This window comes from Micromonospora sp. CPCC 206060 (assembly GCF_036906895.1).
GTDB lineage: Bacteria > Actinomycetota > Actinomycetes > Mycobacteriales > Micromonosporaceae > Micromonospora.
The window spans coordinates 1-13,180 of sequence record NZ_JBAKHU010000012.1 but is presented as its reverse complement, the minus strand read 5'-3'; the positions used below and the strand labels follow the sequence as shown (position 1 = coordinate 13,180).

The 13,180-nt window shown below is 69.0% G+C and carries 12 protein-coding genes, 1 tRNA gene and 1 other RNA gene; 4 read left to right on the top strand and 10 right to left on the bottom strand.

Annotation, left to right across the window (positions count from 1 at the left end; all coding sequences use genetic code 11):
* Positions 1–5: 5 nt before the first annotated feature.
* The 7 genes from V6U90_RS11280 to ffs form a co-directional block, all read right to left on the bottom strand.
* Positions 6–977 (bottom strand): ABC transporter permease, encoded by a 972-nt coding sequence (locus tag V6U90_RS11280; RefSeq protein WP_334434259.1) that lies wholly within the window; start codon positions 975–977, stop codon positions 6–8.
* A complete protein-coding gene (locus tag V6U90_RS11275; protein WP_334434257.1) occupies positions 974–1,978 on the bottom strand; it encodes an ABC transporter permease in 1,005 nt (334 codons plus the stop codon). The genes V6U90_RS11280 and V6U90_RS11275 overlap by 4 nt, the downstream gene beginning before the upstream one ends.
* Before the next feature lie 245 nt (positions 1,979–2,223).
* The gene (locus tag V6U90_RS11270; protein ID WP_334434255.1) at positions 2,224–3,885 is read right to left on the bottom strand and encodes an ABC transporter substrate-binding protein; all 1,662 of its coding nucleotides are present in this window, start codon (positions 3,883–3,885) and stop codon (positions 2,224–2,226) included.
* A gap of 402 nt (positions 3,886–4,287) precedes the next feature.
* Positions 4,288–4,881, bottom strand: coding sequence for a recombination mediator RecR (gene recR / locus V6U90_RS11265; protein WP_334434253.1), 594 nt, complete (start codon positions 4,879–4,881; stop codon positions 4,288–4,290).
* Positions 4,882–4,889: 8 nt separating this feature from the next.
* On the bottom strand, positions 4,890–5,198 hold the full coding sequence (locus V6U90_RS11260) for a YbaB/EbfC family nucleoid-associated protein (RefSeq protein WP_334434448.1): 309 nt from the start codon (positions 5,196–5,198) through the stop codon (positions 4,890–4,892).
* A gap of 145 nt (positions 5,199–5,343) precedes the next feature.
* Complete coding sequence (locus V6U90_RS11255; RefSeq protein WP_334434251.1) at positions 5,344–7,716, bottom strand: DNA polymerase III subunit gamma and tau; 2,373 nt, start codon at positions 7,714–7,716, stop codon at positions 5,344–5,346.
* Between the two features lie 194 nt (positions 7,717–7,910).
* Positions 7,911–8,001: signal recognition particle sRNA small type (gene ffs / locus V6U90_RS11250), an RNA gene on the bottom strand.
* A gap of 98 nt (positions 8,002–8,099) precedes the next feature.
* Here ffs and V6U90_RS11245 point away from each other — a divergent pair.
* Positions 8,100–8,184, top strand: a tRNA-Ser gene (locus tag V6U90_RS11245).
* Between the two features lie 133 nt (positions 8,185–8,317).
* Here the strand turns inward: V6U90_RS11245 and V6U90_RS11240 are convergent.
* The gene (locus tag V6U90_RS11240) at positions 8,318–8,455 is read right to left on the bottom strand and encodes a hypothetical protein (protein WP_334434249.1); all 138 of its coding nucleotides are present in this window, start codon (positions 8,453–8,455) and stop codon (positions 8,318–8,320) included.
* A 263-nt stretch (positions 8,456–8,718) separates the two neighbouring features.
* On the opposite strand from V6U90_RS11240, the gene V6U90_RS11235 reads away from it, so the two are divergent.
* The 3 genes from V6U90_RS11235 (at position 8,719) to V6U90_RS11225 (ending at position 11,033) form a co-directional block, all read left to right on the top strand.
* A complete protein-coding gene (locus V6U90_RS11235; protein ID WP_334434247.1) occupies positions 8,719–9,717 on the top strand; it encodes an NAD-dependent epimerase/dehydratase family protein in 999 nt (332 codons plus the stop codon).
* Between the two features lie 173 nt (positions 9,718–9,890).
* Complete coding sequence (locus V6U90_RS11230; RefSeq protein WP_334434245.1) at positions 9,891–10,493, top strand: hypothetical protein; 603 nt, start codon at positions 9,891–9,893, stop codon at positions 10,491–10,493.
* 12 nt (positions 10,494–10,505) lie between these two features.
* Positions 10,506–11,033: a hypothetical protein gene (locus tag V6U90_RS11225; RefSeq protein WP_442933566.1), complete on the top strand. Its 528-nt coding sequence runs from the start codon at positions 10,506–10,508 to the stop codon at positions 11,031–11,033.
* Between the two features lie 246 nt (positions 11,034–11,279).
* Here V6U90_RS11225 and V6U90_RS11220 read toward each other — a convergent pair whose 3' ends face one another.
* Together V6U90_RS11220 and V6U90_RS11215 are read right to left on the bottom strand one after the other, a co-directional pair.
* Positions 11,280–11,804: a phosphotransferase-like protein gene (locus V6U90_RS11220; RefSeq protein WP_334434243.1), complete on the bottom strand. Its 525-nt coding sequence runs from the start codon at positions 11,802–11,804 to the stop codon at positions 11,280–11,282.
* A complete protein-coding gene (locus tag V6U90_RS11215; protein WP_334434241.1) occupies positions 11,801–12,661 on the bottom strand; it encodes a GntR family transcriptional regulator in 861 nt (286 codons plus the stop codon). Before V6U90_RS11215 ends, V6U90_RS11220 begins: the two co-directional genes overlap by 4 nt.
* Between the last annotated feature and the right edge of the window lie 519 nt (positions 12,662–13,180).

Genomic DNA, 13,180 nt, shown 5'->3' with positions numbered 1-13,180 from the left:
CAGACCTACTTCCGCAGCTTGGGGTCGAGGGCCTCACGCATTGCCTCACCGAGCAGCGTGAAGCCGAGCGCGGTGATGATGATCGCGACCGCCGGGTAGACCGCCAGGGCCGGCCGGATCCCCAGGTACGGCTGCGCGTCGGCGAGCATCACGCCCCACTCGGGTACCGCCGAGTCGGGGTTGCCGAGGCCCAGGAAGGAGAGCGCGGCGGCCTCGATGATCGCGGTGGCCAGCGTCAGGGTGGCCTGCACGATCACCGGGGCGAGCGAGTTGGGCACCACGTGGGTCAGGGCGATCCGGGACCTGCGTACCCCGAGCGAGGTCGCCGCCAGCACGTAGTCACTGTTCGCCTGGGAGATCATCGAGCCGCGCAGCAGCCGGGCGAAGACCGGTACCGAGACCACGCCGACGGCGATCATCACCGTGGTCAGGCTGGCACCCAGCAGGGCGGCGATGCTCACCGCGAGCAGCAGGCTGGGCATCGCCAGCAGCATGTCGACGAAGCGCATCAGGGTGGTGTCGATCCAGCGGCCCCACCGGCCACCGAGACCGGCGGCGGCACCGGCCACGCCACCGATCAGCGCGCCGACGGCCAGACCGATCAGTGTGGAGACCACGCCGACCAGCAGGGTCTGCCGGGCCCCGACGATCATCCGGCTGAACACGTCCCGGCCCTGGTGGTCGAAGCCGAGCCAGTGTTCACCCGAGGAGCCCGGGATCAGGCCCTGACCGGACTTGACCACGCCCTCCCGGATGCCGATCGCGTCGGTCGGCCCGTACGGGACGAAGAACGGGCCGACGACCGCCACGAGGACGAACACGGCCAGGATGGCGGCGCCGACGATGGCGGCCGGGTTACGCCGCAACCGGCGGAACGCCTCCTGCCAGAGACTGACCCCGCGCTCGTCGTCCCGGACGGCCGCCAGCTCGGCGAGCCGGTCGATCTTCTCGCCCTTCTTGCCGCTGGTGATGGTCATCGGACCCTCACTCTCGGGTCGATGATGCTGTAGGAGACGTCAACCAGGAGGTTCACCAGCACGTACATCACCGCGATGATCATGATGAAGCCCATCAGTACCGGGTAGTCACGCTGGCTGATCGATTCGGCGACGAACGCCCCGATGCCGCTGAAGGCGAAGACCGTCTCGGTGAGCACGGCACCGGAGAGCAGACCGCCGGTGAGGAGGCCGATCGAGGTCGCCACCGGCAGCATCGCGTTCCGCAGCACGTGGCGGCGGCGGACCGTCTGCTCGGTCAGGCCCTTGGCCTCGGCGGTACGGACGAAGTCCTCGCCCAGTACCTCCAGCACGCTGGCCCGGGTGATCCGCACGATGATCGCCAGCGGGATGCTGGCCAGCGCGACGCCCGGCAGCACCAGGTGCCAGAGCGCGTCGGCTGTGGCGTCCCACTCCCGGGTCAGCAGTCCGTCCAGGACGAAGAAGTTTGTCACCCGGGTCGCTTCGATCGTCGGGTCCTGCCGGCCGCTCGACGGGAACCAGCCGAGATTCTCCGCGAAGATCGCCTTGAGGACGTACGCCAGGAAGAAGACCGGGATGCAGATACCGATCAGCGAACCGGCGACCGACGCGTGGTCGAGGAACCGACCCCGGCGGCGGGCGGCCAGGTAGCCCAACGGGATGCCGATCCCGATCGCGATGACCATGGCCATGATGGTCAGTTCGACGGTACCGGGAAAGCGCTGGAGGAACTCGGTGGTGACCTCGCGCTTGGTGGAGATCGAGGTGCCCAGGTCGAGCTGGAGCATCCGCCGCATGAACCGTCCGTACTGCACCAGGATCGGCTCGTCCAGGCCAAGGTTGCGGCGGATGGCGGCGCGCATCTCAGGCGTGCCCCGTTCCCCGAGAATCGCGGTCTCGGGACCGCCGGGCAGGCGGCGGAGCCAGATGAACAGCAGGATGGAGAGCCCGAACAGGGTGGGTATCAGCTGTAGCAGGCGTCTGACGATGAACCGGAACACGGCGGCCTCGAAGGGGTGCGGAGGGTGCGGGCGGGCGCTGCCGTGCAGCGCCCGCCCGCATTCCTTGCCTCAGGTCAGGACTTAGAGCGTCCGGCAACAGGACTGGCGGGGCTGCGGCGCGCCCTGGCGCGTCGGCCGGCGGCGTTGTCGTCGTCGGCCATGCAACACCGGCATGACCTCCTCCGCCGCCCTGCCACCCTCGGCCAGAACCCGCCTCGCCTCCACCGACCTGTTGCCGGTCACTCTTACTTGAACTCGGCGGTGGCGAACCGCTCGTCGGTGAGCGGGCTCGCCTTGACCCCGGTCACGTCCTTACCGAAGACGATCGCCGGCGGCGAGTGCGAGATCGGCACACCCGGGAGGAAGTTCATGATGTCCGCGTTCAGTTCCTTGTAGAGCGCGACCCGGGCCGCCTGGTCGGCGGTGGTGTCGGCCTTCTTGAACTTTTCGAACAGCGCCGGGTTGCTGTAGCCCCACTCGTCCTTCGGCCGGTCGAAGAAGGTACCGATGAAGTTGTAGGCGTCGCCGTAGTCACCGGTCCAACCCAGGAAGTGCACGTCGTGCGCGCTGCCCGAGGTGGTGGCGTTGAGGTAGTCCGGGCTCCACTTGAGCGGGATGGCCTGGACGTTGATGCCGACCGCCTTCAGGTCCGCCGAGAGCAGCTCGAAGATGTCCTTCGGGTTCGGCATGTACGGCCGGGTGACCTCGGTCGGGTAGTGGAACCGCAGGGTCAGGTTCGACGCGCCCGCCTCGGCCAGCAACTGCTTGGCCTTCTCCGGGTTGTAGTCGTACTTGGTGACCTCGCCGTTGAAGCCCTCGACCGTGTCCGGGAGGAAGTTGGTGGCGACCTTCGCGCCCGGGGGCAGCTTGGAGTCGACCAGCGCCTGGCGGTTCAGCGCGTGGGCGATCGCCTGCCGGACCTTGAGGTCGGCCAGCTTCGGGTTCCCCTTCTGGTTGATCGCCAGGTAGAGAACGTTGAACGCCGGGCGGGTGAGGACGTTGAAGCCCTCGCCCTTCAGCGGTTCGACGTCGGCCGGGCCGACCAGGTCGTAGCCCTGGATGTCACCGGAACGCAGCGCCTGCTTGCGGGCGTTCTCGTCCGAGATGGTCTTGTAGATCAGGGACTTCAGCTTGGCCTTGGTGCCCGAGTAGTCCTCGTTGCGCTCCAGGGTCAGCGTCTTGTTGGCCACGTCCCAGGTCTTGAACTTGAACGGGCCGGTACCGGTCGGGTGCTCCATCGCGTACGACGGGTACTTGATGTCCGTCGCGCTGCCGCTGACGTTGCTGGCGTCGTACTGCTCCAGCGCCTTGGGGCTGTGCATGGAGAACGAGGGCAGCATCAGGGCGGCCGGGATCTTGCTGGAGACCCGGGTGAAGGCCAGGTCCACAGTGGTGGCGTCCTTGGCGGTGCAGGACTTGAAGAGGCTCGGCGGCAGGTCCGGGTTCTCGTTCTTGGCGAAGCCACCCATGACGTCCTGCCAGTACGCCGTCACGTCCGGGCTCTGCATGAGACCCTTGGCGTTGTACCAGCGGTTGAAGTTGACGCAGACCGCCTCGGCGTTGAAGTCGGTGCCGTCGTGGAACTTCACGCCGGACCGGAGCTTGAACGTCCAGGTCGTACCGGCTGCGTCCGGGGTCCAGGACTCGGCCAGGCCGGGGCTGACCTTGGTGCCACCCTCCTCGGGGCGGACCAGGGTTTCGAAGACCTGACGCGCGACACGCAGCGACTCACCGTCGCTGGCGAAGCTCGGGTCCAGCACCTTCGGGTCCCCGGCGACGCCGAAGACGAGGGTGTCCTTCTTACTCTCGCCGGATCCTTCGTCGCGGTTGCTCTCGGCGCAGCCTGCTACCGCGAGGGCCGCGACCGCGACGGCCGCTAGCGCGACCTTCGGCCTGGGTGCACGCATGGTGCTTTCACCTCGTCCTAGGGGGTACGGACAACGTGGTGACAGGGGTCACCGATGGCGGTGACCTTAGCCTCCGTTTGGACCCCCCGGAAACTGTTGCCCAACCGGTTGGTATCGGATCGTGTCTTTACCGCTGCGGCGAGCGCCCGAACCGGCGCCGACGTGTGCAGTAGATGACGATACGTCCCGGTTCAGCGAGACAAATTTGTTACGTCGCCGACCCGGGCCGGTCGCCTCATGTCAGACCCGAACCGGACACCGGGCCACGCCTCGGACAGCGCGGCACCCCTCAGGACCGTCCAGCAGCCTCTCGGGGCCCAGACCGCGTGGCGCCCCTCGGGCCGGCGCCCCTCGGCCTCAGACCGCGCGGCGCCCCCCGTCCTCAGGCCCAACGCCTCGGCCTCAGACTGCGCGGCGGCCCTCGAAGGCCCGACCCAGGGTGATCTCGTCGGCGTACTCCAGGTCCCCGCCGACCGGCAGGCCACTGGCCAACCGGGTGACCGCGATCCCCATCGGCTTGACCATCAGCGCGAGGTAGGTGGCGGTCGCCTCGCCCTCGGTGTTCGGGTCGGTGGCCAGGATCAGCTCGCGTACCGTGCCACCGCCGAGCCGCCCCAGCAGCTCACGGATGCGCAGATTGTCCGGACCGATACCTTCCAACGGATTGATCGCCCCACCGAGCACGTGGTAGCGGCCCCGGAACTCGCCGGTCCGCTCGATCGCGACCACGTCCTTGGGCTCCTCGACCACGCAGAGCACCTCTTCGGTACGGCGCGAGTCACGGCAGATCCGGCACTGCTCGGACTCGGCCACGTTGAAGCACGTGGTGCAGAACCGGACCAGGTCCTTCACCTTGCGCAGTGCACCGGCCAGCCGGTTGACATCCGCCGGATCGGCGGAGAGGACGTGGAAGGCGATCCGCTGGGCGCTCTTCGGGCCCACCCCGGGCAGCCGGCCCAGCTCGTCGATCAGGTCCTGGATGGCACCCTCGTACATCTGACGGCTCAGAAACCGGGCAGGCCGAAGCCGCCCAGGCCGCCGGAGACCGGACCCATCTTCTGCTCGGTCAGCTGCTGGGCCGCCTCGCTGGCGTTGCGTACCGCCGCCACGACCAGGTCCTCCAGCGTCTCGACGTCCTCCGGATCGACCGCCTTCGGGTCGATCTTGATGGACTTCAGCTCACCGGTACCGGCGACCGTCGCGGTGACCAGCCCACCGCCGGCCGTGCCGGTCAGCTCCGCCTCGGCCAGCTCGGCCTGCGCGGCGGCGATCTGCTTCTGCATCTTCTGCGCCTGCTTCAGCATCTGCTGCATGTTCGGCTGTCCACCTGGGCGCACGGATGGCTCCTTCTCGCACTCGTCCGACCGACCGGTCCCCGTACTCGTCTGACCGACCGCCGACCAGCCTAACCCGCAGGGCGGACGGCGCCCGGCACGCGCCCGCCCGACCGGGCAGCGGTCAGCGGACCTCGATCTCGGTGATCCGCTCGGCGCCCAGGGCGTCCCGGAGCAACTGGATGGCCTGCTGCTCACTGGACTGCCGGGCGGTCTTCTCGTCGATCACGTCGTCGAGCGGCTCGTCCCCCGGATCGAACCCCTCGTAGGCAGGGACCGGAGCCGCTGCGGCTGTGGCGCGCGGCGGACCGTCGTACTCCGGGTCGTAGGGCGGCTCACCGGCCCAGTCGGCGTCCGCGGTCTTCCGCGCCGCCGCCTGGGGGCGCGGGCCACGACCGGCTGCCGCCGCGCGGGCCGCCGCCAGGCCGCTGCCCGCCGCCGCCCGGGGTCCGCCGGTACCGGCCTGGTTGGGCGGGGTCACGGTCGCCGCCGCACCAGCCGCTCCGGGCGTACCCACCGACGGGGCGGAAGGCGGCGCGGAGGCCGGCTGGGCCGGGGCCGCACCGCCGGGGCGGGCCGGTTCCGGCCAGTCGGCGGCGCCGCCCTCCGGTACCGGTGCCGGTGCGGCACCACCCGGCCGGGCCGCCTCGGGCCAGTCGTCTCCGCCGGCCGGCGGCATGGCCGGGGCCTGTGGCGGCGTGGCCGGCCGGGGCTGTTCCCGGGGGGCGGGGGACGCGGGGGCCGACCGGGCAGGGCCGGACAGCACCGTCCCGCCCCGCTCGCCGGCCACCTCGCAGCGGACCTGCCAGCGCACCCCGAACTCCTCGTAGAGCGCGTCGGTCATCATCGTCGCGAAGCTGGCCAGCATCTGGGCGACCTGCGGCGACTTCATGGTGAGCACCAGGGTGTCGCCGTCCAGGTTGCGGACCACCGCGTCGCGCATCAGCCCAGCGGCCCGCTTACTGACGCGGTTGACCCGGGTGACGATCTCCGGCCATTCGTTGCGCACGGTCACCACGTCGAGCGTGCCGGCCTGCTGGGCACCCGGACGGGGCGGGGGCGGGGTGGCCGGGTCGGGCATCACCGCCGCCGGGGGCACCGGCGGGCGCGCCGGAGCCAGGGACGGGCCGGCCGGTACCGGGTGTGCCGGCTGAATGGCAGCCGGCGCCGACTCCGGGCCGGCCACCGGACCAGGCTGGGACACGGCGGAAGCCGGCTCGGAACGTACCGGGACGGCAGCGGGCACCAGCGCGGGCGCGGCGGGTCCGACAGTGGTGGACATGGCGGGCGCGGATCCGGTGGCGGACGTGGCGGAGAGCGGCGCCGCCGGACCGGCGGAGGCCAACCGGCGCTCCATCCGTTCCAGCCGTTGCAGCAGGCCGCCGGTCGACTCGTCCACCCCGGGCAGCAGCATCCGGGCGCAGACCAACTCCAGCAGCAGCCGGGGCGCGGTGGCGCCCCGCATCTCCACCAGGCCGTTGTGCACGATGTCCGCACAGCGGGACAGCGTCGCCGGGCCCAGCCGCTGCGCCTGCGCGGCCATCCGCTCCAACTGGTCCGCCGGGCCGTCGATCAGGCCCTTGGCCGCCGCATCCGGTACCTGCTGAATGATGATCAGGTCGCGCAGCCGCTCCAGCAGGTCGGAGGCGAACCGGCGCGGATCGTGCCCGGCCTCCGCCACCCGGTCGACGGTGGCGTACGCTGCTGCGCCGTCCCCGGCGGCGAGCGCGTCGCACATCTCGTCGATCAGGGCGGCGTCGGTGACCCCGAGCAGAGCTACCGCCCGCGCGTAGGTGACCCCCTCCGGGCCTGCCCCGGCGATGAGCTGGTCGAGCACGGAGAGGCTGTCCCGGGCGCTGCCGCCGCCGGCCCGCACCACCAGCGGGAAGACCGCCGGGTCGATCCGGGCCCCCTCGGCCTCGCACAACTGCTCAAGGTAGGGCCGGAGCACCCCGGGTGGGATCAGCCGGAACGGATAGTGGTGGGTACGCGACTTGATCGTGCCGAGCACCTTCTCCGGCTCGGTGGTCGCGAAGATGAACTTGACGAACTCCGGCGGCTCCTCGACCAGCTTGAGCAGGGCGTTGAAGCCGGCCGACGAGACCATGTGCGCCTCGTCGATGACGTAGATCTTGAAGCGGCTGCTGGCCGGGGCGAAGAAGGCCCGTTCGCGCAGTTCCCGGGCGTCGTCGACGCCACCGTGGCTGGCCGCGTCGATCTCGATGACGTCGATCGACCCGCCACCGTCGGTGACCAGCGAGCGACAGGACTCACAGGTGCCGCAGGGATCCGGGGTCGGGCCCTGCTCGCAGTTGAGCGAGCGGGCCAGGATGCGGGCGCTGGAGGTCTTGCCACAGCCTCGGGGGCCGGAGAAGAGGTAGGCGTGGTTGAGCCGCCCGCTGCGCAACGCCTGCGACAGCGGCTCGGTCACATGTTCCTGGCCGATCACCTCGGCGAACGTCCGGGGCCGGTACTTGCGGTAGAGCGCCAGTGCCACCCGTTCCGCCTCCTCTCGACCGAGCCATTCTGCGCCGGTCCGGCCTGGGTGACCACCCGCCCCGCAGGCACGACCGCGATGATCCTGCCCGTGGGGTGACCGGTGTGCCGGACATCCGGTGCGGCCCGATCGCTCCTGGCCGGGCCCCTACGAGGCCGGCCGGGTCAGTCGGGTCGGACCGGCACCGGAAACAGAAAGGCCCCCCGTGCACCCGTCAGAGCCCGCTTATCCTTGCTGCCTTCCGGCCCTGGGGAGGTTCACGAGATGCACGCCGCACGGGGGGTACCACAGAGTCTACCCGGTACTCTTGTGGATCTCCGAGGGTGGGTGGGGTGGGGTGGGGTGGGGTGGGCAACCCGCGAGGGACCTGTATCCTGTCCCACGGAGGATTCGCCTAGAGGCCTAGGGCGCACGCTTGGAAAGCGTGTTGGGTTTACACCCTCACGAGTTCGAATCTCGTATCCTCCGCTCTTCTGAGCAGCGTAAACGCCGGGTCGGTCCTTCGTAGGGCCGGCCCGGCGCTCGTTGCGGTCCCAGTCTTCGTACGGGACCGTCGAGGTGCTGGTACCGCGCCGCCATCGAGCTGTTCGACCGAACTGTGTCAGTGCCAGTTGTGAGCGTCGTACCCGTGCAGCACCACAGCACGCCCCTCGGTGCGTGACGCGGTTGCGGCCAACTCCATGGCGGCGGTGGGATCGTAGACGTCCGCAGGCGCCATGATCGACGTTGGTGCGGTCATGACGAGGTGACCGCAGACGCTGCGCCGCCAGTTGTCGGGATACAAGGTGGGGCCACCCGCTACCCGGCCGCCCGGGAAACGTCGTGACGGACCAGTCTGGTTACGGCGACGGCGGCTACCCGGCTACCCGGCTTCGCGGCGGATGGCCAGACGACCGCAGTGCATGTCCCGGCGCGCTCGCACAGACGGTGCAGCTCGACAGCGTTCTGCTGGGGGCGTACCGACCTTGGCAACCGCCCGGGCCGTGTGGTCGGCTGACGGACATGCGGGTGGCGGTGATCGGCGGTACCGAGTTCATCGGACGACGGGTGGTCGAGCGGCTGACGGAACGGGGGGACGAGGTCCTGGTGATCCACCGGGGCCACACCGAGCCGGCGGACCTGCCGCCCTGCGCCCACCTACACGTCGACCGGCGGGACTTCGCCAGCGTTGCCGATCAGGTACGCGCCTTCGCGCCGGACGCGGTGGTCGATTCGTACGCGCTGAGCCGGGCCGACGTCGACGCGGTGCTGCCGCACCTGCCGGACGTACATCTGGTCCTGCTCTCCAGCGTGGACGTCTACCGGGTGTGGGAACTGCTGCTCGCCGACGACGACACCCCCACCCCGCTGCCGCTGGACGAGACCGCCCCGCTGCGCACCGGACGGTACCCATACCGGGGCCGGGGGGCCGGCCTCGACGACTACGACAAGCTCGACGTCGAACCGGCGTACCTGGCCCGGGGCGGCACCGTGCTGCGGCTCGGCATGGTCTACGGCCCACACGACCAGCAGCGGCGCGAGGAACCGGTGCTGCGGCGGGTACGCGCCGGGCGTACCAGGATCCCGGTCGGCTCGGCGGGCACCCTGCTCACCCGGCTGCACGTGGACGACGCGGCCGGTGGGGTGCTCGCGGCCCTGGACCGTCCGGCGGCCGCCCGGGGCGAGGTGTTCAACCTGGGCGAGTCCGTCACCTACAGCATGCGGTCCTGGCTGAAGCTGGTCCTGGCCGCCGCCGGCCACGAGGCCGAACTGGTCCGGGTACCGGACGACCTGGTCCCCGCCGACCTGGGACTCACCCGGAACCTGGCCCAGCACGTCCTCTACACCAGCGGCAGGGCCGAAACCCTGCTGGACTGGCGGCCGGCGGACCCGCTGGCCTCGATCGCCGCCTCGGTACGTTGGCACCTCGACCATCCGCCGGCCGACGCGTCTACCGACTTCACCGAGGACGAGCAGGCTCTGGACGGCGGAGCGGCCCCGGCTGTCGCCCACCGGCGGTAACGTGCCCTGGTGATCGAATCGTCGGCGACGGAGCCGGGGGCCGACCCGGAGCTGTCCGTCTGGGGCTGGCGCTCGCGGTCTGGTTCGCCGCCCGTGGCTGAACCCACCCGGACCCACCACCGTCGTACACATGTTCTATCCACAGGCTGTGGGCAACACCTGTGGAGGGCACGATGGGCTACGAACTCAGCGCGGTGATCGCCGACGCCGATCTGCTGCGCGGGCAGACGGCGGATCTCGACCACGCAGTACTCGCCGAACTGCGCCAGGAGATGGTCCTGCTCCCGGTCACACCGCTGCTGGTCGAGGAACTGACCGGCCACCTGCCGGACTTCGACAACGAGGCACGCAGCGTCGACCGCCCCTTCCACCTGGTCCTCGGGCCCGGCCTCACCCGGGTACTCGCCGAGTGGTCGCACCTGGGGCAGGTCGGCTACCTGGAGGCCGGGTTCTCCGGTGGCACCGGGTACCAGGCGGCCACCGTCTGGCTGGACGGCCGGATGGTCTGGGGTCCCGCCTTCGACGACGGGTTCACCGCCCCGCGCCCGGACTGGCCGATCAACGGCGCGCTGAACCGACTCGGCGTGGAACCGGGCCCGTGGATCGACCTCTTCGCCGAGGTGGGACTACATCTGATGTCGAACACGGACGGCTGGCTCGCGCATGGGCGGCGCGGGTTGACCCCCGACCACTACGAGGAACTGGCCGAGGAGTGGGAATCCCGGCAAAACCTCCCAGATGGGCAGCAACCATATCCATCCAGCCACGTTGGGTAGCTGGGGGATCACGTGAAGCTACGACAACTGTCATTCATCGCTGCCCTGCTCACTGCGGCAGCCATCGCCGGAAGCGGCGGTAATCCCGGACCGACGGCAGCACCACCGCTGGACGCCACGGTACCGGAGGTCATCGACCTGGACGGCCTGGGGACCGTCGAGTTCGGCGACACCGAGCAGGAACTGGCCCGTCGGGGCGTACTCGAACCGGAGGCGCCCTGCGGTCCGGGCCTGGCCGGGCTCGACACGGTCAGCCCGATCTTCGCCGACGAGCGCCTGGTGCTGCTCTGGGCCAGCCCACCCATGCGGACCCCGGAAGGCGTCACCGTGGGCACCCCGGTCAACCGGGTACGCGCCGCGTACCCGGACGCCACCGGGCTGTCCGCACCGGCCGGGACGTACCGGTTCGACGGGCTGCTGGCCCGCGACGGCGACCGCGCGTACCTGTTCCTCCACGACGGACGGACGGTCCGCAAGACCATCGCCGGGTACGCCGAACACGCCCGCAGACTCTTCGACGAGGGGTACAGCCCCTGCTGAGACGAAAACCGGGACGAGAAGCGGAACGCCCGGTCAGTCCGTCAGGACCGACCGGGCGTTCTCGCATCGCATGAGCGGTGGCGGCGGGATTTGAACCCGCGGAGGGCGTAAACCCTCACACGCTTTCGAGGTCTGCGATTCCTCGTCCGGCATCATCCAGCACCGTCCGTGACCTGCGGTCCAGCTCCGTCAGATACACCCGCGAACGGTCCCGCACGGTGGCGAATGAGACCACAACTGAGACCACTACGCCACGCGCGCAAGGATTGCTGACGCGACCTGCTCAGCGCTCGTGCGAGCCGTGTCGAACATGAGGTTCGCGCCGCCCGGTCGTTCGGTCTCATCCCAAGCCCTCATGCGCTGAGCTGCGTCACCCGTGTTGCGGTCAATGACTCGGCGCTCTGCGATGTCTCGTGGACACCAGAGACCAACAACCAGCCAGTCAGTGTCTGGCGTTGCTTGCTTCACCGCATCGATTGCTGCGATCTGTCCCAGATGAAGAACCGGAACCTTTTCCGCCAATAAGGCGGATAGCCCGCTGCGGTCGACCGCGTATACCGATTCGTACCTCTGATTTTCCCAGATCAGGTCACCCTGATCTCTCAACCGAGATAGCTCCGCGTGAGAGGTCATCCGGTAACCGTCGCACCGCCCCGCCCCCGCCTTCAACCGTTGAAACAGAGCGAACCGCCCGTCTAGCTGCTGCAAAACAGAGGTAACCGTGTCCTTGCCGGCCGCTGGCGGACCGTAGAGAATTACGCCTCTCCTCACGGGGTATCGCCGTTTCCGCCGATCACCTCACGTAGCAATTCCCGCGCTTGCGCCTGTAGCGGCGCTCCAGACGTGCAGTTATTCACTACTAGGTGCGGTACCTGCGGCCGGAAATCAACGTCAATGCGCGCAAGGTAGCCCGGCCAGTCCGCCAACTTGGCTGCATCTCTAGCCGCGCCACGATGACGAATGTAGGTGCGCATCGTGCTTGCATCGCAGTGCACCCAGACGAACGTCGTTGACGCGTTCATTGCAGCGAATGACGCCCGAGTGCGTTCCAGCCAAGCATGGTCCCTGAATTCGATCAGAAAAGGCGCTGTAACTATGGCGCTGTTTCCACAGGAGACGTTTTCGTTGGCCGCTGCCATCAGGCACTCATACTCACGTGGCCTCATTAGCTTGAGATACTGCTCTGACTCTCGGTCATTTGGAGACAGTCCGAGAATTTCGAGTCCAGCTTCAACGATCGGGCGGGTTAGCGTGTCCTTGTCGAGCATCGGCCACCCGGTCTCCTTTGCCAGAATGCGGCCCAACTCGGTTTTTCCGCTGCCGGCATATCCTCCAACAATCAGGACACGCGGCGCATGCAGTCTAATCTCCTTCCGCTTTGCCTGATCCGGCGCGTTTACAACCCGCTTAGAACGCGACTTGCTGACCACTAGTCCTTCCTCAGCCAGCAAGCGCATTGCCTCAGTGATCGTGAAGACACTCACGCCCCACTGTTCGGCCAGCTCACGCGTCGTCTTGAGGACGTCACCGTCGCGCAGCACGCCCGATTCGATGTCGTTGCGAATGTTTCGCGCGACCTGCTGGTGCAGTGCCTCAGATCTAGCAAGCCGGGGCTCAGGGGTGGGCATGGCAGTCCTCTCGCACGTCGTCACAGCAGCCACGAGCCTATCAGCGACCTATCAGATGGTAGGTCGCTGCCAGCCGTCCTGCCTGGTCAGAGCCAACTTTGGGCATAACAGTTGACCTGGCGGCCTACCAGTTGTTAGGTTGCCTGCGTCACAGCCGGTCGGAAGCCCGGGGAAGGCGGCACTGATGTGCCGCACGCCTACGGACCGCCGTGCCTGGTCGTTCTGTGAGAACTCAATAGCGACGTTTCGTACGAAGCGTGGACAGAATCGCCCTCGGTAGGCCCCTGCCTTGAGCCACACGGCGTGGCCGACCCCCGGTGCAGAGCCGGGGCGAGCGGGGTGTTGGGCAAGGGCGATGTCCGCGCGCACTACTCGGCACGGGTGATGTCCGTGCAGCTCATCTCTTGCTGGCGCGGTGGCGTTGGGCCGGGTCGTGGCCCGCGCCGCCGGCCTCCCTCTCTTCTCTCCCGTTCGGACTGACTGAGGAGTCGTCGTGACCGTGAACATCGCGTCCGTGGT